We start from the raw sequence: 23,733 nt of genomic DNA on the forward strand, positions 1-23,733 counted from the left end.
CCTGCTGTTAGTTGAAGGGTTTTAAGTCAACTCGCGCCATCATCGCGGCTAACTGGGTACGATCGGTAATACCTACGTTACTCTGACTTACCGCCAGTGCAGCAACAGCGGTGGCCAGGCGTAATGTATGTTCACTGGATTCACGCATCAGCAGACCGTAAATCAGCCCACCAACCATTGAATCCCCTGCGCCAACGGTGCTTACCACTTCCATTGACGGCGGTTTGGCGATCCATTCGCCCGAAGCGTTAACCCACAGCGCGCCTTCTGCGCCCAATGAAATCACCACATGGGCGATCCCCTGTTCGCGAAGCGCATGAGCGGCTTCAATAACGTCCTTCAATTCTGGCAATTTACGGCCCGCCCAGATTTCCAGCTCACGGCGGTTTGGTTTCACCAGCCACGGCGCGGCTTTCAGGCCGGCTACCAGCGCATCGCGGCTGCTGTCAAAGATAATGCACGGGCACTGACTACGCAGGCGCGTCATCCAGTCGGTAAAGGCTTCCGGAGTGACACCAGACGGCAGGCTGCCGCTCACGCAAACCATGTCGAACTGACCAAGCCAGGTCAGTGAATCGTTAACAAAGCGCTCCCAGTCAGCCGGGGTAACTTCAAAGCCGGAGAAGTTAAAGTCCGTCACTTCGCCATCTTTTTCCGTCAGCTTCACGTTGATGCGGGTACGCCCCTGCACTACCTGGAAACGGTTGGCAATGCCCAGCTCGCTGAACAGTTGCTGAAAGCCGTCCTGGTTATCTTTACCGAGGAAGCCACCCACGGTGACATCAATGCCAAGGTCTTTCAGCACCTTTGCGACGTTGATCCCTTTACCCGCGGCATGCAGGCCAGTGGTGCGCACAAGGTTAACTTCGCCGCGTTCAATTTCCGGGGTGAAACCCACCAGGTCATAGGCCGGATTCAGGGTAATCGTAGCTACACGTCTGCTCATTTATGCGCCCTCTCCCAGACCAGCCGCGATGGCTTCGCCAATCGCTTTCAGCGCCTGTTCAGCATCATCACCCTGCGCGGTGAAACGCAGGCGGTGTCCTTTCTTCACGCCAAGTGCAACAACTTTCATCAGACTCCGTCCATTTGCGGGTTTGCCAGTACCGTCAAGGTTGGTGACGGTGATTTCACTGTTAAATTGCTTGATAGTGTTAACCAGCACGGTGCCCGGACGTGCGTGCAAGCCGTGTTCGTTACGCACGACAAACTCCTCGCTCAGCAGGTCTTCAGCCACCGCATCGTCGCTGGTCAGCAGCGCCAGCAGCGTAGCGGCATCGGCGTTCAGCAGCAGATTGGTTTTATTGTTGAGCAGCAGATCGCTAAGACGCTTAAGTACCGCAACTGGCTGTTCGTCGGCCATGGCGACACTGACCAGCAGCGCGGCATGTTCACCTTCCACCTCAAACGGGGTGGCTGCACGACTCACCGCAATTGCGCTCAGCAGGTTGCCTTCAGCACTGTCGTTCAGCCAAATGCCCTGACCCAGGTTCAGCGGTTTCTCGTTAATGGCGCGGGTAACATACGCCGCGTCAACCGCACCCGCCTCTTTCAGGCGCGCGGCGTTCAGCGCTTGCAGCGTCGTCAGATCGCTGGCGGCAACATCAAGCGTTAAGGTTTCATTATCCAGCTTGAGTGATGCGCTCTGCTTTTCACCCATCAGCAATGCACGCAACTCTTCAGCGGAGGTAGCGGACTGCAACTGTGCGGCCACGGAATCATCGCTCAGCACATGCGTCAGCTGACGCAGCAGCCCAAGATGTTCGTCGGAGCTGGCAGCGATACCGATGGCGACATACGCCACCTGCCCTTCGCTCCAGAGGATGCCCTGCGGGAACTGGAAAACTTTCACACCGGTTTTCAGCACTTGATCGCGCGTGTCGGTAGTGCCGTGAGGAATGGCAATGCCATTGCCAAGATAGGTGGAAGTTTGCCCTTCGCGCGCCAGCATGCCATCGACGTAACCGTCGGCGACGTTGCCGGCTGCTGCCAGCGCCGCCGCAATCTGGCGGATGGCATCTTCTTTATTGCTGGCCTGCTGGCCTGGATGGATGTCCTGAACAGATAACTGGAACATGTGACCTCGCTCGCTGAATTGAATCGTTTCAGCTACATTGAGAAAGAGTGCGTCACCGCCGTTGTTCAGACATAACGCGATGACGCTGAAACGTTTCAAGGAGCATTCACTTTTTTTCGTCCGTAAGCAAGAATTCTCTCATTTTGCGTTGCAGAATTTTGAGGTTCAGCACATTTCGCCCGCGCGTAAGGGAAATTTGCTGAAGTGACCTTTCCGTTCAGCAATCCACTTTCAGCTTTCGTCAGCCTGAATGAATTCCGGGAAAAGGATTTGGATTTTTTGTCGCAAATATTGCTTAGCAGGCTGTGTTTTTTTCATGCAGCGGCGTACACTCCGCGTCTCGCTTTTGGATCTCATTTAATATGCAAAATTCTCCCGCCGCTGCCCGTCCCGGCGCTTTTGGTTTCACCTCGACGGCATTCCTGATTGTCGCCTTTTTAACGGGGATTGCCGGTGCGTTGCAAACGCCGACGCTGAGCCTGTTTTTAACCAACGAAGTGCACGTTCGCCCGGCAATGGTGGGCTTCTTTTTTACCGGCAGCGCGGTGATTGGCATTCTGGTGAGCCAGTTTCTTGCCGGACGCTCGGATCGTAAAGGCGATCGCAAGACGCTGATTTTGTTCTGTTGCCTGCTCGGCGTACTGGCCTGTGTGTTGTTCGCCTGGAACCGTAACTACTTTGTTTTGTTGTTTGTCGGGGTTTTCCTCAGCAGTTTCGGCTCAACAGCGAACCCGCAAATGTTTGCCCTTGCGCGTGAGCATGCAGATCGCACCGGACGTGAAGCCGTGATGTTCAGCTCAATACTGCGCGCGCAAGTATCACTGGCGTGGGTGATTGGCCCACCGCTGGCCTACGCGCTGGCGATGGGTTTTGGTTTTTCCACCATGTATTTGTGCGCGGCGGCAGCTTTTATTGTCTGCGGCGCAATGGTGTGGCTGTTCCTGCCAACCATGCGTAAAGAGCCGAAGCTGAAATCAGCGGTGATGGAAGCGCCACGCACTCACCGCCGTGATGCACTGCTGTTGTTCGTGATTTGTACGCTGATGTGGGGCACCAACAGCCTTTATATTATTAATATGCCGCTGTTCATTATTGATGAACTGCATCTGCCGGAGAAACTGGCTGGTGTGATGATGGGTACGGCAGCCGGGCTGGAAATCCCCACCATGCTGATTGCCGGGTATTACGCAAAGCGCTTCGGCAAACGCTTTCTGATGCGCGTTAGCGCCGTGGCGGGCATCTTCTTTTATGCCGGAATGCTGACGGTGCACACCCCCGTCGTATTGCTTGCTTTGCAACTGCTGAACGCGATTTATATCGGCATTCTTGCCGGGATTGGCATGCTCTATTTTCAGGATTTGATGCCTGGCCAGGCGGGTTCAGCCACCACCCTTTATACTAATACCACGCGTGTCGGCTGGATTATCGCCGGTTCGCTGGCTGGCGTGGTGGCAGAGATCTGGAGTTATCACGCGGTGTTCTGGATTGCGCTGGCGATGACGCTGGTTACGCAGGTTTGCCTGAGCCGGATAAAAGATATTTAAGGCGCGGTTTGTTGTTCAAGATCGAGCAGATAAACCATCGCCTGCTCGCGGTTTGCGCCGCACATGTCGCGGCTCGGTTGCAGCCCGGCGCAGACTTTTGGGCGCAGCGGCGAGCCGAATATTTTGCAGCGCTTTTGCGCGTCGAGCTGAACGCAGGGCGTATTCGCGGGCTTGCCGTCAGGCATACCGGGTATCGGGCTACTGATGGACGGGGCGGTACAGCAGGCTCCGCAGTCCGGGCGGCATTCCATAAACGTTCTCTATTTATCAGGCGCGCGGGGCTGCGCGTGCAGGGCGCAAGCTATCATCTTTTGCCCTCTGAACGCAAAACTCTCCGATTCCACTTGCCTGAAAAGTTCCTCGCGAGTAGTTTGTCGCGATATTTTCGTTATTTTCAATTTACAGGACCCTTGCAATGCCAAGAGCGAACGAAATTAAAAAAGGTATGGTGCTGAATTACAACGGCAAACTGCTGATTGTGAAAGATATTGATATTCAGTCACCGAGCGCCCGTGGCGCGGCAACGCTCTACAAAATGCGTTTTTCCGATGTCCGTACCGGACTGAAAGTGGAAGAGCGTTTTAAAGGCGACGATATCCTTGATACCGTGACCCTGAACCGTCGTTTTGTCGACTTCTCTTATGTTGACGGCAACGAATACGTGTTTATGGATAAAGAAGATTATACGCCGTACACCTTCAATAAAGAGCAGATTGAAGAAGAACTGCTGTTTATTCCGGAAGGCGGCATGCCGGATATGCAGGTTCTGCTGTGGGACGGCCAGTTGCTGGCGCTCGAACTGCCGCAGACAGTGGATCTGGAAATTGTGGAAACCGCACCAGGTATCAAAGGCGCTTCCGCCAGCTCGCGCACCAAACCAGCCACCCTGACCACCGGTCTGGTTGTCCAGGTGCCGGAATACCTGACCACTGGCGAGAAAATCCGTATTCATATCGAAGAGCGCCGCTATATGGGCCGCGCCGACTGATAAGCGGGATGCAGTAAAAAAGCCACTTCATTGAAGTGGCTTTTTATTTTCCGACGGTAAACCGGCTTACAGCAGATCGCGGAACAGCGTTTTCTTCAGCGCCAGCTCAACGCCGCGCACTTCCGCCATCCCTTTCAGGCGACCAATCGCCGAGTAACCTGGGTTGGTTTTCTTACGCAGATCGTCCAGCATCTGGTGACCATGATCCGGGCGGAACGGGATCGGACGCAAATCGCCGGCTTTCTTGCGGCGCTGCTCTTCGGTCAGAATGGCGGCAACCACCGACACCATATCCACATCGCCCTGCAAATGCGCGGCTTCATGGAACGTTTTCGGGTTATCTTCGCGACAGGTTGAACGCAGGTGCGTGAAGTGAATGCGATCGCCAAACGTCTCGATCATCCGCACTAAGTCGTTATCTGCACGCACACCGTATGAACCTGTGCACATCGTGAAACCGTTATTGATGCTGTCTACCGCTTCTTTCAGCCACTGCATATCTTCAAGAGTAGAAACGATACGCGGCAGGCCGAGGATCGGGCGCGGCGGATCGTCCGGGTGAACCGCCATACGCACGCCCACTTCCTGCGCAACCGGCACAATAGCGCGCAGGAAATAGGCCATGTTTTCACGCAGTTGCGCTTTGTCGATCCCGTCGTATTCCGCAAGGCGCGCATGGAACTGCTCAAGGGTATAACCCTCTTCCGCGCCAGGCAGACCAGCGATGATATTGCGCGTCAGCTTTTCGACTTCCGCTTTAGTCATGGCGTTGAAGTAAGCCTGCGCCTGGCGCTGCTCTTCTTCGCTGTAGTCAGCTTCTGCGCCTTTGCGCTTCAGGATATGCAACTCAAACGCGGCAAAAGCAATCTGGTCAAAACGCAGCGCTCTGGAGCCGTCCGGCAGTTCATATTCCAGATCGGTACGCGTCCAGTCGAGGATCGGCATAAAGTTGTAGCACACGGTGTCAATACCGCAGGCTGCCAGATTGCGAATACTCTGCTGGTAGTTGGCAATCCAGGTATCGTACTGCCCGGTATGGGTTTTAATATCTTCATGCACCGGAATACTTTCGACCACCGACCAGACCAGCCCTTTTTCCGCCAGCAGCGCCTGACGCGCTTTGATCTCGTCAACCGGCCAGACCTGGCCGTTCGGGATATGGTGCAGTGCGGTCACGACGCCCGTCGCGCCTGCCTGACGCACATCATCAAGCGACACCGGATCGTTCGGTCCATACCAACGCCAGGTTTGTTCCATTGCCTTACCCTCTACAAAGTTGTTATACCAATACACACAAACATATGACGACTACCATACATGCTTAATTGCAGCGGTCAAATCTTCCCACAGCAATGATTGATCCAGCTCACATTCCCCGGATAATTACGGCATACCAATTCTTTTTGCTGTCATATAACTTTACACTGCGCATTGTTAATTATTGGTTAATCAGGTGTATATAGATGAAGACAATCGCCTCCGTAACGCTGCCCGCCAGCGTACAGCAACCCCAGTATGACCGCACACAACTGCGCTCGCGAATTGTGCACTTTGGTTTTGGCGCATTTCATCGCGCGCATCAGGCACTGCTGACCAACCGGGTGCTTAACGCGCAAGGCGGTGACTGGGGGATCTGTGAAATCAGCCTGTTCAGCGGCGATGTGCTGATGTCCCAGTTACGCGAGCAGAATCATTTATACACCGTGCTGGAAAAAGGGGCGGAGGGAAACCAACCGATAATCATTGGCGTGGTGAACGAATGCCTGAACGCGAAACTCGACTCGCTGCCCGCCATTATTGAAAAATTTTGCGAACCGCAAGTGGCGATTGTTTCCCTGACCATCACCGAGAAAGGCTATTGCATCGATCCTGCCAGCGGCAAACTGGATCTGCATCAGCCGCGCATCGAACACGATCTCCAGCACCCAGGCGAACCGCACTCAGCGCCAGGGATTCTGGTTGAAGCGCTCTCCCGTCGCCGTGAACGCGGGCTGCCGCCCTTTACGGTACTCTCCTGCGATAATATTCCCGATAATGGACATATTGTTAAAAATGCCGTACTCGGAATGGCGCAAACCCGCTCACCGGAACTGGCGCAGTGGATAGAGGAACATGTAAGTTTCCCGGCCACCATGGTGGACCGCATTGTTCCGGCGGCAACAGATGAATCACTGGCGGAAATTGGCGAAGCACTGGGGGTATTTGATCCGTGCGCCATCAGTTGCGAGCCGTTCATTCAGTGGGTAATTGAAGATAATTTCGTTGCCGGACGTCCCGAATGGGAAGTAGCTGGCGTACAACTGGTGCAGGATGTGCAGCCGTGGGAGCAGATGAAGTTACGTATGCTCAATGGCAGCCACTCTTTTCTGGCCTATCTCGGTTACCTGGCAGGCTTCGCGCATATTAATGACTGCATGCAGGATGATGTCTTCCGCACGGCGGTGCGCCGCCTGATGCTCCAGGAACAAGCCCCGACGCTGCGTATTACCGGCGTTGATCTTACCGCCTATGCCGATAGCCTGATCGACCGTTTTGCTAACCCGGCGCTGAAGCACCGTACCTGGCAAATCGCCATGGACGGCAGCCAGAAGCTACCGCAGCGTATGCTGGACGGTGTTCGGGTACATTTGCAACGAGAAACGCAGTGGCCGCTGTTAGCGCTGGGCATTGCGGGCTGGATGCGCTACGTCAGCGGCGTGGATGACGCCGGTAACAGTATTGATATTCGCGATCCGCTGGCGGATAAAATTCACGCGATTGTTGAAACCAGCAGCGTTGATGAACGCGTAATGGCACTGCTGACGCTCAAAGAGATTTTCGGTAGCGACCTGCCGCTCAACCCGACGTTTGTTAATGCCATTAATGACGCATGGCAGATGCTCATCACCGAAGGTGCGCATGCCGCGGTGAAACGCGCACTCGGTAATTAACAATTTCTGCTACTAAAGCGGACGGTTAGTGCTTTTACGCCGTCCGCGCCCTTCTCTTTTCGCACTTTTTTCGCCAGGATCGTCAGTCATGTTTAAATTTTGTTGACGCCTGGAGCTCTTGTGACCAAAACCAACCTCATCACCGGCTTTCTCGGAAGCGGTAAAACCACGTCGATTTTGCATTTGCTGGCCAATAAAGACCCGCAGGAAAAATGGGCCGTGCTGGTGAATGAATTTGGTGAAGTCGGCATTGATGGCGCGCTACTGGCTGACAGCGGTGCGCTGCTAAAAGAGATCCCGGGCGGATGTATGTGCTGTGTGAATGGCCTGCCGATGCAGGTGGGTCTCAATACGCTGCTGCGCCAGGGGAAACCTGACCGCCTGCTGATAGAACCGACCGGGCTGGGCCACCCAAAACAGATCCTCGATATGCTCACCGCGCCGGTGTATGAGCCGTGGATTGACCTGCGCGCAACACTCTGCTTGCTCGATCCCCGCCAGTTACTGGATGAAAAAGCACTTCACAACGAAAACTTTCGCGACCAGTTAGCGGCGGCGGATATTGTTGTCGCCAATAAACAAGATCGCGCCACACCGCAGAGCCAGCAAGCGCTGGAGGCGTGGTGGGCCGAGTTTGGTGGCGAGCGCTTACAGGTCAGCGCGACCCAGGGCGCTATTGACGGCGCTCTGCTTGATCTTCCTCGCCGTAACCTGCGTGCGCTGCCTTCAAGTGCCGCGCATAACCATGCTCACGATGAGAAGAAGGGGCTCGCGGCATTAAGCTTGCCGGCACACCAGCGCTGGCGTCGCAGTCTTAACAGCGGCCAGGGCCATCACGCCTGCGGCTGGATTTTTGATGAAGAAACGGTGTTCGACACCATCGGTTTGCTGGAGTGGGCGCGGCTTGCGCCGGTCGAGCGGGTGAAAGGGGTGATGCGCATTCCGGAAGGATTGCTACGCGTTAACCGCCAGGGGCAGGATCTGCATATCGAAACGCAAAACGTTGCGCCGCCGGACAGCCGTATCGAGTTGATCACCGCCTCGGAGGCCGACTGGAACACACTTCAGTCCGCTTTGTTGAAGCTTCGTTTAAGTCAATAACACTAACGTTGCCGCCGTGTTAATTGAAAATAGACTCGTAATGAAAACTCGTTTACCGCTAATTTTACTGTTGAACGCCGCAGGGCTGGCGCTATTTATTTCCTGGTTCCTCCCTGCTAACCACGGTTTCTGGTTTCCGCTGGACGCCGCGATATTCCACTTTTTCAACCAGGGTCTGGTGGAAAACCGCGCTTATTTGTGGCTGGTAGCGCTTACCAATAACCGCGCCTTTGACGCCTGCTCGCTGGTAGCAATGGGCTGTTTAATGCTCGCTTTCTGGTTAAAAGAAGATGCGAGCGGACGACGCCGTATTCTGATGATTGGCCTGGCGATGCTGCTGATAGCCGTGGTGATCAACCAACTGGCGCAGAATCTGATGCCCGTCAAACGTGCCAGCCCGTCGCTGTTCTTTACCGATATTCACCGGGTTAGTGATTTGCTCAACTTCCCCACCAAAGACGCCTCGAAAGACAGTTTCCCTGGCGATCACGGCATGATGCTGCTTATTTTTGCTGGCGTAATGTGGCGATATTTCGGCCGAAAAGCGTTGGGTGTTGCCCTGATTATTTTTGTGGTTTTCGCCTTCCCGCGCGTGATGATTGGCGCACACTGGTTTACCGATATTGCTGTCGGTTCTCTCTCGGCTGTTTTGATCGGTTTGCCGTGGTGTTTACTAACACCACTTAGCGACAAAATTATTTCTGCCTTTGATCATTTCCTGCCCGGAAATAACAAAATTTAAACAACTTCCGATTATCAATAACGCGCATTCATCAGAGATCGTTTTCGATCTCTGATGCCTAATCCCGGCTTTTGCCTAATTTTGTCATTTTCTCGTCACGGCAATCTGCCTATAAAAGAGCGATTTGCACGCCATTTAAGCTAAATTGGTTATTTTTTATTCAATTCTGAGAATTCACTTTCTGTATCATAATTTCTTATAAAAAATTAAAGAAAACCGCTCGCCATGCCGAAGATGTTCAGGTAACCTCGGTTCGTCTTGTCGCAAAGAGTGCTCTTATTCTCATTGCGCGTAAATTTGTGCGTTCTTCCACAAAATTACGTCAGAGCGTTTGTCTCGATGCATTCAGATAATTAATCTCGCTGCGTTGGCATTTTTTATAACGATATTTATCGTTAAGGACTTCAAGGGAAAATAAGCAACATGGTCAAATCTCAGCCGATTTTGAGATATATCGTGCGGGCGATACCCGCGATTGCAGTAGCGGTTCTGCTTTCAGCTTGTTCGACAAATACCGCAAAGAACGTGCATTCTGAGACGCTTGCTGTGGGCGAAGACAACTCTTCACTGCAAGCCTCTCAGGATGAATTTGAAAATATGGTTCGTAATCTGGACGTAAAAGGCCGCATTATGGATCAATATGCTGACTGGAAAGGCGTACGCTACCGTTTGGGCGGCGACACCAAAAAAGGCATCGATTGTTCCGGCTTTGTGCAGCGCACTTTCCGTGAACAGTTTGGTTTAGAACTGCCGCGTTCTACCTGGGAACAGCAGGAAACAGGCAAGTCTATTTCGCGCACCAGTTTGCGCACAGGCGATTTAGTTCTGTTCCGTGCGGGTTCTACCGGCCGACACGTTGGCATTTATATTGGTAATAACCAGTTTGTTCATGCCTCCACCAGCAACGGCGTCATGATTTCAAGCATGGATGAGCCGTACTGGAAGAAGCGCTATAACGAAGCGCGACGCATCCTGACACGCAGCTAATTGCTTAAGGCCGGTTTTCCCTTGGCTGGCGTTAAGTATAAAAAAACACTGCTCCGGCAGTGTTTTTTTATGCCTGCATTATGCTATACGAACCTTTTCAGGTTATAGTCCGACTCTGTCACTACGCCGCCCCGAGCACTTACAATGGGCCCAACGCTATGTTCACCCGCCATTTTTCCGTTAATCGAAAAATTTTGCTGACCAGCCTGCTTATCGGTCTGTTTTCAGCATTAATCGCGAGTGGCTGTCAGTTTTGGTTCGAACAACAGCGTCGGGAAGCCAGATACGATACGCTGCTCACGAATATGCAGTCCTGGCTTACGGACTATCTCAACGACATCCGCGCCACTGCCGAATCACTCCAGCCACTCACGCTGAATGATTGCCACGCCGTCGCCAGCGAGCTCACTTCCCGCGCCGCATTCAGCATGAATGTGCGCGCTTTTTTACTGGTGAAAGATCGCCTCGCCTTTTGCTCCTCAGCCACCGGTGAGATGAGCCTTGCGATGAAAGATCTGGTACCGGAAATCGATCTCGATAAAACCAGCGATATGGTGTTTTTACCCGGGACGCCAATGATGCCGGATAAACCCGCCATCGCGCTCTGGTTTCGCAGCCCATTACTGGATCATCGGGGCGTATTCGCTACGCTGAACATCAATCTGACCCCCTACAGGCTTTACACCTCGCAGCAACCGGATTTAACCGGCATCGCCCTGGGTATTGGCGATCGGGCTGTCTCCACGTTTTCCAGCGGGCTTCTTAACCTGAGTAATATGCCTCAGCCCCCTTTTCTGACCACCCGGATTGAAGATTCGCCAATTACGCTTTATCTCTACGCCGAAAAGTGGCGTCCGGAAGATATACAATTTGCCGCGCTGCTGGGCGCCACCTTTGGCATGCTGGTAGCATTGCTGAGCGCTTTCATCCTTAACACGCAATTACGCCCCGGCAGAGAGATCCTGACGGCCATTAAGCGCGACCAGTTTTATGTCGTTTATCAGCCTGTTATCGGCGCGAAAGATCTGAAAGTGACGGGTATCGAAGTACTGATGCGCTGGCGGCATCCCACCGCAGGAGAAATATCGCCTGACGCTTTTATTCACTTTGCCGAAGCGCAGCAGCTTATTGTGCCGCTGACATTGCATCTGTTTGACCTGATTGCTCGAGATGCGCACGTATTACAAACACTGCTCCCGCCGGGCGCAAAAATGGGCGTTAATATCGCGCCAGGCCATTTGCATGCCGCCAATTTCCTTGACGATATCCGCGACTTCGCCCACTCCCTGCCCCCACACCATTTCAGTATTGTGCTGGAAATTACCGAGCGGGATATGCTGCGCTATACGGAAGTGACCAAACTGTTTGAGTCACTGCGCGACGAAGGTTATGAAATCGCTATTGACGATTTTGGTACCGGGCACAGTGCATTGATCTATCTGGAGCGCTTTACGCTTGATTATCTGAAAATCGACCGGGGTTTCGTTAACGCCATCGGCACAGAAACCGTGACATCGCCGGTGCTCGATGCCGTTCTGACGCTGGCGAAGCGGTTAAATATGCTCACGGTTGCCGAAGGTGTAGAAACGCCAGAACAAGCCAGGTGGCTACGCGAACACGGCATTCATTATATGCAGGGCTATTTTTTCAGCCGACCGCTGACGCTGGAACAATTTGTCGCATGGCATCCGCCAGAGTTCACCACCATGCTTTAGCGTGAATCATTTCACATCAGACCAGGCCTCCCTTATTATTCAACGATAAGTAGTCAGCGAGCCTGTCGCGTTGCAGGTCAAAGGAACACACCGGATGAAGTTTGTGCGCATTTCAGCTTTATTGCTGGCTTTTGTCGGCCTGACATGTCAGGCGCAAACCATAAAAGAAAGCTACTCATTTGCCGTTATTGGCGAGCCAAAATACGCGATTAGTTTTTCCCATTTCGATTACGTGAATCCCGCCGCGCCCAAAGGCGGCAACGTCACGCTGTCCGTGATTGGCACATTCGATAATTTCAACCGCTACGCATTACGCGGGAACGCGGCGGTGCGCACCGAATCGCTCTATGACGCCCTGTTTACCACCTCGGACGATGAACCAGGCAGCTATTACCCGCTGGTCGCTGAAATGGCGCGCTACGCCGATGATTATTCGTGGATGGAGATCAGCATCAATCCGCGGGCGATATTTCATGACGGTTCACCGATCCGCGCCAGCGACGTTGCGTTTACCTTTCAGAAATTTATGACCGAAGGCGTGCCGCAGTTCCGCCTGGTCTACAAAGGCACGACGGTAAAAGCCATTTCGCCGCTTACCGTGCGCATTGTGCTGGCGAAACCGGGTAAAGAGGACATGCTCAGCCTGTTAACGCTGCCCATAATGCCGGAGAAATTCTGGAAAGATCATAAGCTGAGCGATCCGCTTGCCCGTCCGCCGCTGGGCAGTGGGCCTTATCGCATCAGCACCTGGCGCATGGGGCAATACATTGCCTACACCCGCGTTCGCGATTACTGGGCGGCGAATTTGCCGGTGAATCGGGGGCGCTGGAATTTCGACAATATTCGTTATGACTACTACCTCGATGACAACGTGGCGTTCGAGGCATTCAAAGCGGGTGCTTACGACCTGCGTAGCGAAGGCGATGCGAAAAACTGGGCGACACGCTATATCGGCAGCAATTTCAGCCGGGGGTATATCGTTAAAGATGAGCAGCCCAACACCTCCGCGCAGGACACGCGCTGGCTTGCGTTTAACACCACGCGTCCGGTCTTTAGCGATCGCCGCGTACGCGAAGCGGTATCGCTGGCCTTTGATTTTGAATGGATGAACAAAGCGCTGTTCTACGGGGCATACAGCCGCGCCAACAGCTATTTCCAGAACACGGAATATGCGGCGCGTAACTATCCTGATGCCGATGAGCTGACGCTTCTGGCACCGCTAAAAGCACAAGTGCCGCCGGAAGTGTTTACCTCTATTTATTCGCCTGCGAAATCAAACGCGGATGGCTATGACCGCGAAAACCTGCTGAAAGCCGATAAACTGCTCACTGAATCTGGCTGGATACTGAAAAATCAGCAGCGTGTTAATGCCAAAACCGGCCAGCCCTTCACCTTTGAACTGCTGCTGCCCTCCGGCGGCAATACGCAGTGGGTTTTGCCGTTTCAGCACAACCTTGCTCGGCTTGGCATCACCATGGATGTGCGCCAGGTCGATAACTCGCAGGCCACCAATCGCCTGCGCAGCCGCGACTATGACATGATGCCGAGTCTGTGGCGCGCGCAACCGTGGCCGAGCGGCGATTTGCAAATCTCCTGGAGCTCGCAATATATCAACTCTTCGTATAATGCTGCGGGCGTCAAAAACCCGGCGGTCGATAATCTAATTGAGCAGATCAACCGCTGGCAGGGAAACAAAGAGAAATTACTTCCGCTTGGACGGGCGCTTGATCGCGTGCTGACCTGGAACTATTACATGCTGCCCATGTGGTACATGGCAGCCGATCGCGTCGCCTATTGGGATAAGTTTTCCATGCCCGGCATTCGCCCCGTCTACTCCCTTGGCTTCGACACCTGGTGGTATGACGTAAACAAGGCGGCGAAACTGCCCGCTGCCAGACGTTAAGGAGAAGAGATGGGCGCGTATCTCATTCGCCGGTTATTGCTGATCATTCCTACGATTTGGGCAATTATCACCATCAACTTTTTTATTGTGCAGATCGCCCCCGGCGGCCCGGTCGATCAGGCTATCGCGGCGATTGAGTATGGCGATCAAAGCAACCTCCCCGGTAGCGGCGGTGGCGGAATGGGTGCCACACATGCGCGCACCGGCGTCGGCGATGCGTTGAGCAATAACAGCCACTATCGCGGTGGTCGCGGCCTTGATCCGCAAGTCATTGAAGAGATCAAAAAGCGCTACGGTTTTGATAAGCCAATGTACCAGCGCTATTTCAAAATGCTGTGGGATTATGCGCGTTTCGACTTTGGCGACAGCCTGTTTCGCAGCGCGTCGGTGTTACAGCTGATTAAAGACAGCCTGCCGGTTTCGGTGACCATTGGTCTGTGGGGCACACTCATTATCTATCTGGTGTCGATTCCCCTTGGTATTCGCAAGGCAGTCTATAACGGTAGCCGCTTTGACAGCTGGAGCAGTGCGCTGATTATCGTCGGCTACGCCATTCCCCCTTTTCTGTTTGCCATCTTGTTGATTATTTTCTTCGCGGGCGGCAGCTATTACGACTTCTTCCCGCTGCGCGGGCTGGTGTCGACCAATTTCGACACGTTGCCGTGGTATAAGCAAATCACCGACTACTTGTGGCACATCGCGCTACCGGTGCTGGCAACAGTGATTGGTGGTTTCGCCGCGCTGACCATGCTGACCAAAAACGCCTTCCTTGATGAGATCCGTAAGCAGTATGTGGTAACCGCGCGCGCCAAAGGTGTCAGCGAGCGCAATATTATGCGCAAACATGTGTTTCGTAACGCCATGCTGCTGGTGATTGCCGGGTTCCCGGCGACGTTTATCAGCATGTTCTTTACCAGTTCGTTGCTGATTGAGGTGATTTTTTCCCTTAACGGGCTGGGGTTGTTGGGTTATGAAGCCACCGTCTCGCGGGATTATCCGGTGATGTTTGGCACACTCTATATTTTCTCTTTGATCGGCCTGCTGCTGAATATCCTCAGTGATATCACCTATACGCTGGTGGATCCGCGCATCGATTTCGAGGGGCGCTGATGATTCAATTAAGCTACATCAACCGGGCGCGCTGGGCGCGTTTTCGCCATAACCGCCGCGGCTACTGGTCGCTGTGGATTTTCCTGGTGATTTTTATTCTGAGCCTGTGCGCCGAGCTGGTGGCTAATGATAAACCCCTGCTGGTGCGCTATCAGGGACAGTGGTTCGCGCCCGTGGTGAGAGATTACAGCGAAAGCGATTTTGGCGGCCCGTTCGCGACGCCAGCTGATTACCAGGATCCGTGGCTGCAAAAGCAGCTTGAAGAGCACGGATGGGTACTCTGGGCACCGGTACGTTTTGGTGCGCGCAGCATCAATTACGCCACCACGCAGCCCTTCCCTTCCCCACCGTCGGCGCAAAACTGGCTGGGGACCGATGCGAACGGCGGAGACGTGCTGGCGCGGCTCCTTTACGGCACGCGCATCTCGTTACTGTTTGGTTTAATGCTGACCCTCTTTTCCAGCGTTATCGGTATTCTGGCCGGTGCCGTACAGGGTTATTACGGCGGCAAAATCGATCTGCTCGGCCAGCGCTTTATTGAAGTCTGGTCAGGATTACCCACACTGTTTTTAATCATCTTGCTTTCGAGTGTGATCCAGCCGGGTTTCTGGTGGCTTCTCGGCATCACGGTGGTGTTCGGCTGGATGACGCTGGTGAGCGTCGTGCGCGCCGAATTTTTGCGTACGCGTAATTTCGACTATATCCGAGCCGCGCAAGCTATGGGCGTGGGCGATCGCGCCATAATCTTGCGTCATATGCTGCCGAACGCGATGGTCGCGACGCTGACCTTCCTGCCGTTTATTCTTTGCGGCTCGATCGGCACACTTACCTCACTCGATTTCCTCGGCTTTGGTCTGCCGCTCGGTTCACCGTCGCTCGGCGAATTGTTATTGCAGGGCAAAAACAATTTACAGGCACCGTGGCTGGGTATCGCCGCTTTTGTCTCTACCGCTCTGCTGCTTTCGTTGCTGATTTTTATTGGCGAAGCCGTGCGCGACGCGTTTGACCCCAATAAGGCGGTGTAATATGGCAACTCCCCTGCTCTCTGTCGATACTCTGAGTATTGCCTTTCGCCAGCGTGATACGCAGCATCTTGTCGTCAATGACCTCTCCTTACGGATTGAGGCGGGCGAAACGCTGGCGCTGGTGGGCGAATCCGGTTCCGGTAAAAGCGTTAGCGCGTTATCGATCCTGCGCCTGCTCCCCTCACCGCCGGTGGTATACCCCTCCGGCGATATCCTGTTTCATGGCGAGTCGTTGTTGCATGCCAGCGAAAGAACCTTGCGCGGCGTGCGCGGCAATAAAATCGCCATGATTTTCCAGGAGCCGATGGTCTCCCTGAACCCGCTGCATACGCTGGAAAAACAGCTGTATGAAGTGCTCTCGTTGCATCGCGGTATGCGACGTGAAGCGGCGCGGGCAGAAATTCTTGATTGTCTGGATCGCGTGGGGATCCGCAACGCGCGCGCGCGATTAGGCGATTTCCCGCATCAGCTTTCCGGTGGTGAGCGCCAGCGCGTGATGATCGCGATGGCGCTGCTCACGCGCCCCGAACTGCTGATTGCCGATGAGCCGACGACCGCACTTGACGTCTCCGTACAGGCACAAATCCTGACGTTATTGCGTGAGCTGCGCGATGAGCTGAACATGGGATTGCTGTTTATCACCCATGATTTAAGCATTGTGCGTAAGCTGGCGGACACGGTGGCGGTGATGCAAAACGGCCGCTGTGTCGAGCAAAACAGTGCGCAGACCTTGTTCAGCGCACCGGCGCATCCTTATACGCAAAAGCTGCTCAATAGTGAGCCCAGCGGCGAGCCCGTCGCCCTTCCTTCCGATGCCCAGCCCTTGTTACAGGTCGAAAACCTCGCCGTTAGCTTCCCGGTTCGCAAAGGGATCTTTAAGCGCGTAGTGGATAACAACACGGTGGTGAAGGACATCAGCTTTACTCTGCGCCCCGGTGAAACGCTTGGCCTGGTGGGGGAATCCGGTTCGGGGAAAAGCACCACCGGGTTAGCGTTGCTGCGCCTGGTGGCCTCGCGCGGGACAATTCTGTTTGATAACAAACCGCTACATCAATGGAACCGTAAGCAGATGCTGCCGGTGCGCCATCGTATTCAGGTGGTCTTTCAGGATCCAAACTCGGCCCTGAACCCAAGGCTAAACGTGCAGCAAATTATCGAAGAGGGGCTGCGGGTGCATCACCCGGAGCTATCGCGTGAACAGCGCGAACAGCGTGTGATCGAGGTGATGGGTGAAGTCGGGCTGGATGCCGAAACGCGGCACCGCTTCCCCGGTGAGTTTTCCGGCGGCCAGCGCCAGCGCATCGCTATCGCCCGTGCGCTGATCCTTAAGCCTGAACTGATTATTCTCGATGAGCCGACATCGTCGCTGGATCGCACTGTGCAGGCGCAAATCCTCGCGCTGCTGAAATCATTACAGGAAACCCACCGGCTGGCGTACATCTTTATCAGCCACGACCTGCAGGTTGTGCGCACATTGTGCCATCAAGTGATTGTGCTGAAAGAGGGGGAAGTGGTGGAGCAAGGAGAGTGCCGACGTGTGTTTGATGCGCCTGCTCAGGCGTATACACGCCAGCTTCTGGCATTACGCTAAATCAGAACGGATTTTGTCCTGAGAAGGGTTCCGCGATGGCAACGCCGAAATTTTTCAGGCGGCACGTCGCGGCAAACTCATCCTCGCAGTTGACGAACAGGCACGGTTCCCCTTCGCACTCAAGCACGGAGCAATTCACTTCGATATCGCTCAGCGCCTGGCTGAGTTTGTGCATGACAGGCCATGCGTTGTCGCCATCCGGGCTCAACAGTTTTAAGGCAACAAGCGTGTCGTCCGCTGACTGACCATTTTGCGGAATCGGTTCAACTTTGGCACCTGCAAAACCATCTAACCAGCGATAGCACTGGGGCAGACGGTGGATGATGGAGAGCTGTAATGTATTCACGTTCTTTCCCCGGAAGTACTTTTACTTCACAAATATTTCACACTTATATTAACACACTATTGACAATTCATCCTGTCAACCACGTAGAAATGAACACATCCCGCGTGGCATGTGGGGGAGTCACTCATTTATCAGGATTTTATGGGTAAGCGACAGGCCCGGTTTCGGGGTATATGTACCCGTTTCTGCGATCTAACTCAACCTTTTTCACTACAATGATGTGACTTTTTACACTAATAGATTTTACATAAAATAAACAAATGCGTGTAAAGGTAAGTTGTTTCTGGTTGACATGTATCAAAAAAGGGAGCGTTTTTGCTCCCTGCTCAGGCAGGTTACGCCGGTTTTTTCGCCCGGCTGGCGTAGAGATAGAAGAGAATTGAGCAGGTAGCGCAGAAGGTAATTGACCAAATCATCGGCCAGGCGGTGTTAAAGGTCGCCATCGACAGCAGCGCACCCACAATGGCACCAATGCCAAAACGGAACGTCCCCGCCAGTGATGACGCCGTGCCCGCCATATGCGGAAACTCATCGAGGATCACCGCCATCGCGTTTGACGCCACCAGCGAAACGCAGCCAACAAACGCCGCAACGCCCAGCACCAGCGACCAGAAACCGACATCCAGCAGCGCCGTCACTACCATCCATAACGCCATGGCAAATTGCACCCACAGCCCACTGCGGAACATGTTTAAGGCACCGACACGGCGCACGATACGCCCATTAATTATTGTCGTCACAAACAGGAACACAATGTTCAGCGCAAAGTAGTAACCAAAGTCCTGCGGCGAGATATGGTTAATTTCGATATAGACAAACGGCCCGGCGCTGAGAAAAGAGAACATGCCGGCAAAGCTAAAACCGCTCGCCAGCATATAGCTCAGCACGCGTTTATGGCGAAACAGCGACGCGAAGTTTCCAAGCGTGGTGCGGAAATGGAATTTATGCCGTTTTTCTACCGGCAGCGTTTCGCGGATAAAAAAGACAATCATTGCTGAGACCAGCAATGCGGCAATTGCCAGGATCCAGAAAATGGCGTGCCAGTTGAACCAGACCAATACTGCGCCACCAATCATCGGTGCGAGTAGCGGCGCAATGGTGGTCACCAGCATGACAAATGACATCATGCGGGAGAACTCCTCACGCGGGTAAATATCACGCATCAGCGCGTTAATCACCACGCTTGCCGCAGCCGCCGCAAGACCATGAAAAAAGCGCATGGTAATCAACTGCTCAATGCTCTGTGCCAGGGCACAGGCAACGGCAGCGGCGGCAAAAACCAGCGTGCCGCCGAGAATAACCGGCTTACGCCCGATGCTATCGGCCATCGGACCGTATAACAACTGGCCGACCGCAAAACCCAGAATATAGGTACTCAGCGTCATTTGCGCGCTGCCCGCCGGTACGCCAAACTGTTCGGCAATCACCGGTAGCGCAGGCAGATACATATCGATGGATAACGGCATCAGCATGGCCAGCAGGCCAAGAATAAATACAATGCTCAATGATGAATGTGGCCTGCGGGTCACGTAAATCTCCTGAATTAGCGGGGTGGCATGCCAACGCTGGCAATTTCATCTTCAGTTAATGGCCGGTATTCGCCCGGTTCGAGATCTGCATCAAGCGCAATCGCACCGATGCGCTCGCGGTGCAGACCCACGACATGGTTGCCGACGGCGGCGAACATCCGTTTGACCTGGTGATAACGCCCTTCGCTGATGGTCAGACGCACTTGTGTCGGCGTGATAACTTCCAGCATTGCAGGCCTGGTGAGATCTTTTTCATTATGCAACTGTACGCCACGGGCAAACTGCTCAGCGGTGTCATCTGCGACCGGCGATTCCAGCGTCACCAGATAAGTTTTTTCGCAGTGATGGCGCGGCGAAGTAATGCGGTGCGACCATTGACCATCGTCGGTCATCAATACCAGACCGGTGGTATCAATATCCAGGCGCCCCGCCGCATGCAGCTTATGCGCCACCGGCTCATCAAGAAAATAGAGTACCGTCGGGTGATCCGGATCGTCCGTCGAGCAGACGTAACCTTCTGGCTTGTTGAGCATAAAGTAGCGCGGGCCATTTTGCTGAACGAGGGTATTGCCGTCGTATTCAACCTCGTGCTCGGGTTGCAGTTTAAAGGCGGTATCTCTGACGATCTCACCATTGACCGTAACGCGCTGGCCGCGGATTTCACGCCCGGCAATAGCGCGGCTGACGCCGAGTTGCTGAGCGATAAACTTATCAAGTCGCATGAAATTTTTTTGCCTGTATGGTGCTGGGTGCGGGCAATGCGCCCGAAAACAGAAATGAGTACCCGGACAGTATAACGAGCATCACAGACCGCTCAAAGGAAAGATTCGTGGCATACTGTGCAGTGTGAATGTGTAACCCCTGCGAGATAATGACTTTTACCTTACGCCCCTATCAACGCGAAGCCGTGGACGCCACCCTCGCCCACTTCCGTCAACATGCCGAACCTGCGGTCATTGTGCTGCCCACCGGTGCAGGAAAGAGCCTGGTTATCGCCGAACTGGCGCGGCTCGCGCGCGGGCGCGTATTGGTGCTGGCGCACGTTAAAGAGCTGGTGGCGCAAAACCACGCGAAGTATGTCGCGCTTGGGCTGGAGGCCGATATTTTCGCCGCCGGGCTTAACAGCAAACAGAGCCACGGCAAAGTGGTGTTTGGCAGCGTCCAGTCCGTTGCGCGTAATCTGGCGCAGTTTCAGGAGCAATTTTCCCTGCTGGTGGTCGATGAGTGTCACCGCATTGGCGACGACGATGACAGCCAGTACCAGCAAATCCTCAGCCATTTGCGCGAAGTGAACCCTCACCTGCGTTTGCTCGGCCTGACGGCGACACCTTTTCGCCTCGGTAAAGGCTGGATTTATCGCTTTCATTACCACGGTATGGTGCGCGGCGATGAAAAGGCGCTGTTTCGCGACTGCATTTATGAATTGCCGCTGCGCTACATGATTAAACACGGTTATCTCACACCGCCGGAACGGCTGGATATGCCGGTAGTGCAGTATGATTTCAGCCGTTTGCAGGCGCAAAGTAACGGTCTTTTTAGCGAAGCTGATTTGAACCGTGAGCTGAAAAAGCAGCAGCGCATTACGCCGCACATTGTTAGCCAGATTGTCGAATTTGCGCAGACGCGCAAAGGGGTGATGATTTTTGCCGCCACCGTCGAACACGCGCGCGAGATAACGGGCTTGTTACCTGCCGATGACGCGGCGCTAATTACCGGAGAAACCCCCGGTCCGCAGCGTGATGCCTTAATCGAAGCCTTCAAAAGTCAGCAATTTCGCTTTCTGGTAAACGTCGCGGTGCTGACCACGGGCTTTGATGCGCCGCATGTGGATTTGATAGCCATTTTGCGCCCGACAGAATCCGTCAGCCTGTATCAGCAAATTGTTGGTCGCGGCCTGCGACTCGCGCCAGGAAAAACCGACTGCCTGATCCTTGATTACGCCGGCAACCCGCACGATCTCTATGCCCCGGAAATCGGGGCGCCAAAAGGTAAAAGCGATAATGTGCCGGTGCAGGTGTTCTGCCCGGCGTGCGGTTTTGCCAATACCTTTTGGGGAAAAACCACCGCCGACGGCACACTGATTGAACATTTCGGCCGCCGCTGCCAGGGCTGGCTGGAAGATGATGAAGGCCACCGTGAACAGTGCGATTTCCGTTTTCGCTTTAAAAACTGCCCGCAGTGCAATGCAGAAAATGATATCGCCGCCCGTCGCTGTCGCACCTGCGATACGGTGCTGGTTGACCCGGACGATATGCTAAAAGCGGCGCTGAAACTGAAGGATGCGCTGGTGCTGCGCTGTAGTGGCATGACGTTGCAACAGGGGGCGGATGAAAAAGGCGAATGGCTGAAAATCACCTATTACGATGAAGATGGCGCGGATGTGAGTGAGCGCTTCCGCCTGCAAACCGCCGCGCAACGCACCGCCTTTGAGCAACTCTTTATTCGCCCACACACTCGCACGCCTGGCGTGCCGCTGCGCTGGATTGTCGCAGCAGATATCGTGGCGCAGCAGGCATTATTACGCCACCCTGATTTCGTCGTCGCGCGGATGAAAGGCCAGTACTGGCAAGTGCGGGAAAAAGTGTTCGATTATGAAGGCCGTTTCCGGCGGGCACATGAATTACGGGGATAAACGCGCTTTTGATTGATGTATCGAACATTCAGGGATAGAATACCGCCCGCTTTTGCATCCGCAAAGCCGATCATCTGCCTGTTGCTGGGTCGCCTGTAACAGGATTATTTAAGAGAGATTCAAATGTTTACTATTAACGCAGAAGTACGTAAAGAGCAGGGTAAGGGTGCGAGCCGCCGCCTGCGCACAGCGAACAAGTTCCCGGCTATCGTTTACGGTGGAACTGAAGCGCCAATCGCTATCGAACTGGATCACGACAAACTGTGGAACATGCAGGCGAAAGCTGAGTTCTATAGCGAAGTTCTGACCATCGCTGTTGATGGCAAAGAAGTAAAAGTGAAAGTTCAGGCTGTACAGCGTCACCCGTACAAAGCCAAACTGACTCACATCGACTTCGTTCGCGCTTAATCGCCGACAAGTTGAAGAAACCCCGCTCCGGCGGGGTTTTTTTATGGCTTATTTTCCGCCGGTCAGGCGTCGTTGCAGCTGGTCGCGCAGATTCGGCGGCGTACCTTTAATGGTCAGCGTATCGGTCGCCGGATCCCAGAAAATGCGCTCGCCGAGCAGTAAAGCATCGAAATTGATGGTCAGGCCGCCGCCGCTACCGGCATATTTGGTCAGCTGACGCAGCGTGCTGCGATCCGCCGGGAAGCTCTCTTCCAGCTCGTAGCCTTGACCTGCGGTGAACTCTTCGAAACTGACTTCGCTCACGCCTGCCAGTTCTTTGGAGAGCGAAGCCAGTTCAATCTCTTCGCCCGCCTGCAACTGCTCATTACAGTAGGTGTAAACCTGCTGGCGTACCGTCTGCCGTTCTGATTTGTCCAGCTCCGCCTGGGCGGTAAAATCGTCCACCGCTTGCAACAACCCGCGGTTTTGCGCTTTGGCGTTCAGCCCTTCGCTGGCGCCGAGGAAATCCATAAAGAAGTCGGCGACTTTTCGCCCTACCCGGCCCTTAAGGAATGTCAGATAGCGGGTCGACTCCGGATTGGTTTCCCACTCCGTGAGATCGATACGCGCGACGATATCCGCATGGTTAATATCCAGATAGTGTGTGGCGCTGATATCCAGATGTTCATTAACGCGCATGCTGCTTAAGTTGTTCAGCACCGCGATCAGCAGATACTCTACCGCCAGGTAACGGTAGTGGCAAAAAAGCACAATACCGCCATCAGCGAACGGATATTTTGCCAGTTCATCACGTAAGCGCCCGGTTGCCGCACGGCTGAAGGCCAGAAACGCTTCTTCGCCCTGGCGCTGAAGACGCAGCGCTTGCGCCAGTTCGCTCTCGTCGTTAAACAGGCCATAGGCTTTATTTTTCGCACTGTAAACCCGGTGCAACTCAGCAACCATCTCTTCGACAGGCGCGGTGGGTTCCAGCAAAGAATCGCGCAGCACCAGTTCAAGGGTTTGCTCATCACGTTTGATAAGCTGGTGCAGGGCAATCTGGTTGATGTCCAGACTCATGATAAACTCTCCTTTTAGACCGGCGGTATTCAACCACCACCAACGCGAC

The 23,733-nt window shown here is 54.1% G+C and carries 21 protein-coding genes; 13 read left to right on the forward strand and 8 right to left on the reverse strand.

The genetic code is table 11. The annotated features are described in order from the left end of the window. Positions 1–7: 7 nt before the first annotated feature. Positions 8–946: a 1-phosphofructokinase gene (gene fruK, locus IP581_RS15205; RefSeq protein ID WP_086868169.1), complete on the reverse strand. Its 939-nt coding sequence runs from the start codon at positions 944–946 to the stop codon at positions 8–10. Continuing rightward, positions 947–2,077, reverse strand: coding sequence for a fused PTS fructose transporter subunit IIA/HPr protein (fruB, locus tag IP581_RS15210; protein WP_097400444.1), 1,131 nt, complete (start codon positions 2,075–2,077; stop codon positions 947–949). It abuts the gene before it with no gap. A 362-nt stretch (positions 2,078–2,439) separates the two neighbouring features. Between fruB and setB the strand changes: the two genes are divergently transcribed. Then, positions 2,440–3,621, forward strand: a complete 1,182-nt coding sequence (gene setB / locus IP581_RS15215) for a sugar efflux transporter SetB (RefSeq protein WP_193820764.1) — start codon at positions 2,440–2,442, stop codon at positions 3,619–3,621. Here the strand turns inward: setB and IP581_RS15220 are convergent. Further along, positions 3,618–3,872, reverse strand: a complete 255-nt coding sequence (locus tag IP581_RS15220) for a YkgJ family cysteine cluster protein (RefSeq protein ID WP_017458533.1) — start codon at positions 3,870–3,872, stop codon at positions 3,618–3,620. The genes setB and IP581_RS15220 overlap by 4 nt on opposite strands. Positions 3,873–4,036: 164 nt before the next feature. Between IP581_RS15220 and yeiP the strand changes: the two genes are divergently transcribed. Then, a complete protein-coding gene (gene yeiP, locus IP581_RS15225; RefSeq protein ID WP_017458534.1) occupies positions 4,037–4,609 on the forward strand; it encodes an elongation factor P-like protein YeiP in 573 nt (190 codons plus the stop codon). Between the two features lie 66 nt (positions 4,610–4,675). On the opposite strand, the gene uxuA is transcribed toward yeiP, so the two are convergent. Next, complete coding sequence (uxuA, locus tag IP581_RS15230; protein WP_193820765.1) at positions 4,676–5,866, reverse strand: mannonate dehydratase; 1,191 nt, start codon at positions 5,864–5,866, stop codon at positions 4,676–4,678. A gap of 206 nt (positions 5,867–6,072) precedes the next feature. Between uxuA and IP581_RS15235 the strand changes: the two genes are divergently transcribed. The 9 genes from IP581_RS15235 (at position 6,073) to yejF (ending at position 17,713) form a co-directional block, all read left to right on the forward strand. Beyond that, the gene (locus IP581_RS15235) at positions 6,073–7,539 is read left to right on the forward strand and encodes a mannitol dehydrogenase family protein (RefSeq protein ID WP_193820766.1); all 1,467 of its coding nucleotides are present in this window, start codon (positions 6,073–6,075) and stop codon (positions 7,537–7,539) included. Between the two features lie 120 nt (positions 7,540–7,659). Then, complete coding sequence (locus IP581_RS15240) at positions 7,660–8,640, forward strand: CobW family GTP-binding protein (RefSeq protein WP_086868163.1); 981 nt, start codon at positions 7,660–7,662, stop codon at positions 8,638–8,640. 40 nt (positions 8,641–8,680) lie between these two features. Next, positions 8,681–9,382 carry a phosphatase PAP2 family protein gene (locus IP581_RS15245; RefSeq protein ID WP_193820767.1) on the forward strand — a complete coding sequence of 234 codons (702 nt, stop codon included), beginning with the start codon at positions 8,681–8,683 and terminating at the stop codon, positions 9,380–9,382. Positions 9,383–9,805: 423 nt separating this feature from the next. Continuing rightward, entirely contained in the window at positions 9,806–10,369 is a 564-nt protein-coding gene (mepS, locus tag IP581_RS15250; protein ID WP_017458539.1) for a bifunctional murein DD-endopeptidase/murein LD-carboxypeptidase, read from the forward strand. A gap of 158 nt (positions 10,370–10,527) precedes the next feature. Continuing rightward, positions 10,528–12,084 (forward strand): cyclic di-GMP phosphodiesterase, encoded by a 1,557-nt coding sequence (locus IP581_RS15255; RefSeq protein WP_193820768.1) that lies wholly within the window; start codon positions 10,528–10,530, stop codon positions 12,082–12,084. 94 nt (positions 12,085–12,178) lie between these two features. Then, positions 12,179–13,987, forward strand: coding sequence for an extracellular solute-binding protein (locus tag IP581_RS15260; RefSeq protein WP_193820769.1), 1,809 nt, complete (start codon positions 12,179–12,181; stop codon positions 13,985–13,987). A 9-nt stretch (positions 13,988–13,996) separates the two neighbouring features. Continuing rightward, positions 13,997–15,097 carry a microcin C ABC transporter permease YejB gene (locus IP581_RS15265; protein ID WP_097400424.1) on the forward strand — a complete coding sequence of 367 codons (1,101 nt, stop codon included), beginning with the start codon at positions 13,997–13,999 and terminating at the stop codon, positions 15,095–15,097. Next, positions 15,097–16,122 carry a microcin C ABC transporter permease gene (locus tag IP581_RS15270; protein WP_193820770.1) on the forward strand — a complete coding sequence of 342 codons (1,026 nt, stop codon included), beginning with the start codon at positions 15,097–15,099 and terminating at the stop codon, positions 16,120–16,122. Before IP581_RS15265 ends, IP581_RS15270 begins: the two co-directional genes overlap by 1 nt. 1 nt (position 16,123) lies before the next feature. Next, positions 16,124–17,713 (forward strand): microcin C ABC transporter ATP-binding protein YejF, encoded by a 1,590-nt coding sequence (gene yejF / locus IP581_RS15275; RefSeq protein WP_193820771.1) that lies wholly within the window; start codon positions 16,124–16,126, stop codon positions 17,711–17,713. Position 17,714: 1 nt separating this feature from the next. Here the strand turns inward: yejF and IP581_RS15280 are convergent, their stop codons facing one another. From IP581_RS15280 to rsuA, 3 genes are all read right to left on the reverse strand, one after another. Next, entirely contained in the window at positions 17,715–18,059 is a 345-nt protein-coding gene (locus IP581_RS15280; protein WP_086868153.1) for a YejG family protein, read from the reverse strand. Between the two features lie 335 nt (positions 18,060–18,394). Then, on the reverse strand, positions 18,395–19,588 hold the full coding sequence (locus tag IP581_RS15285; RefSeq protein ID WP_097400420.1) for a Bcr/CflA family multidrug efflux MFS transporter: 1,194 nt from the start codon (positions 19,586–19,588) through the stop codon (positions 18,395–18,397). A gap of 14 nt (positions 19,589–19,602) precedes the next feature. Next, positions 19,603–20,310, reverse strand: coding sequence for a 16S rRNA pseudouridine(516) synthase RsuA (gene rsuA / locus IP581_RS15290; RefSeq protein WP_086868147.1), 708 nt, complete (start codon positions 20,308–20,310; stop codon positions 19,603–19,605). Positions 20,311–20,459: 149 nt separating this feature from the next. On the opposite strand from rsuA, the gene IP581_RS15295 reads away from it, so the two are divergent. Further along, the gene (locus tag IP581_RS15295; RefSeq protein WP_193820772.1) at positions 20,460–22,220 is read left to right on the forward strand and encodes a DEAD/DEAH box helicase; all 1,761 of its coding nucleotides are present in this window, start codon (positions 20,460–20,462) and stop codon (positions 22,218–22,220) included. 123 nt (positions 22,221–22,343) lie between these two features. Further along, positions 22,344–22,628 (forward strand): 50S ribosomal protein L25, encoded by a 285-nt coding sequence (rplY, locus tag IP581_RS15300; protein WP_017458549.1) that lies wholly within the window; start codon positions 22,344–22,346, stop codon positions 22,626–22,628. 48 nt (positions 22,629–22,676) lie between these two features. On the opposite strand, the gene yejK is transcribed toward rplY, so the two are convergent. Further along, entirely contained in the window at positions 22,677–23,684 is a 1,008-nt protein-coding gene (gene yejK, locus IP581_RS15305) for a nucleoid-associated protein YejK (RefSeq protein ID WP_193820773.1), read from the reverse strand. Positions 23,685–23,733: the final 49 nt, after the last annotated feature.

The sequence above is a fragment of the Kosakonia pseudosacchari genome, from assembly GCF_015167415.1.
Taxonomy (GTDB): Bacteria; Pseudomonadota; Gammaproteobacteria; order Enterobacterales; family Enterobacteriaceae; genus Kosakonia; species Kosakonia pseudosacchari.

Excerpts from the sequence above, each read along its gene's own strand:
- fruK (WP_086868169.1), bottom strand. The coding sequence starts at position 946 with ATGAGCAGACGTGTAGCTACGATTACCCTGAATCCGGCCTATGACCTG.
- fruB (WP_097400444.1), bottom strand. The coding sequence starts at position 2,077 with ATGTTCCAGTTATCTGTTCAGGACATCCATCCAGGCCAGCAGGCCAGC.
- setB (WP_193820764.1), top strand. The coding sequence starts at position 2,440 with ATGCAAAATTCTCCCGCCGCTGCCCGTCCCGGCGCTTTTGGTTTCACC.
- IP581_RS15220 (WP_017458533.1), bottom strand. The coding sequence starts at position 3,872 with ATGGAATGCCGCCCGGACTGCGGAGCCTGCTGTACCGCCCCGTCCATC.
- yeiP (WP_017458534.1), top strand. The coding sequence starts at position 4,037 with ATGCCAAGAGCGAACGAAATTAAAAAAGGTATGGTGCTGAATTACAAC.
- uxuA (WP_193820765.1), bottom strand. The coding sequence starts at position 5,866 with ATGGAACAAACCTGGCGTTGGTATGGACCGAACGATCCGGTGTCGCTT.
- IP581_RS15235 (WP_193820766.1), top strand. The coding sequence starts at position 6,073 with ATGAAGACAATCGCCTCCGTAACGCTGCCCGCCAGCGTACAGCAACCC.
- IP581_RS15245 (WP_193820767.1), top strand. The coding sequence starts at position 8,681 with ATGAAAACTCGTTTACCGCTAATTTTACTGTTGAACGCCGCAGGGCTG.
- mepS (WP_017458539.1), top strand. The coding sequence starts at position 9,806 with ATGGTCAAATCTCAGCCGATTTTGAGATATATCGTGCGGGCGATACCC.
- IP581_RS15255 (WP_193820768.1), top strand. The coding sequence starts at position 10,528 with ATGTTCACCCGCCATTTTTCCGTTAATCGAAAAATTTTGCTGACCAGC.
- IP581_RS15260 (WP_193820769.1), top strand. The coding sequence starts at position 12,179 with ATGAAGTTTGTGCGCATTTCAGCTTTATTGCTGGCTTTTGTCGGCCTG.
- IP581_RS15265 (WP_097400424.1), top strand. The coding sequence starts at position 13,997 with ATGGGCGCGTATCTCATTCGCCGGTTATTGCTGATCATTCCTACGATT.
- IP581_RS15270 (WP_193820770.1), top strand. The coding sequence starts at position 15,097 with ATGATTCAATTAAGCTACATCAACCGGGCGCGCTGGGCGCGTTTTCGC.
- yejF (WP_193820771.1), top strand. The coding sequence starts at position 16,124 with ATGGCAACTCCCCTGCTCTCTGTCGATACTCTGAGTATTGCCTTTCGC.
- rsuA (WP_086868147.1), bottom strand. The coding sequence starts at position 20,310 with ATGCGACTTGATAAGTTTATCGCTCAGCAACTCGGCGTCAGCCGCGCT.
- IP581_RS15295 (WP_193820772.1), top strand. The coding sequence starts at position 20,460 with ATGACTTTTACCTTACGCCCCTATCAACGCGAAGCCGTGGACGCCACC.
- rplY (WP_017458549.1), top strand. The coding sequence starts at position 22,344 with ATGTTTACTATTAACGCAGAAGTACGTAAAGAGCAGGGTAAGGGTGCG.
- yejK (WP_193820773.1), bottom strand. The coding sequence starts at position 23,684 with ATGAGTCTGGACATCAACCAGATTGCCCTGCACCAGCTTATCAAACGT.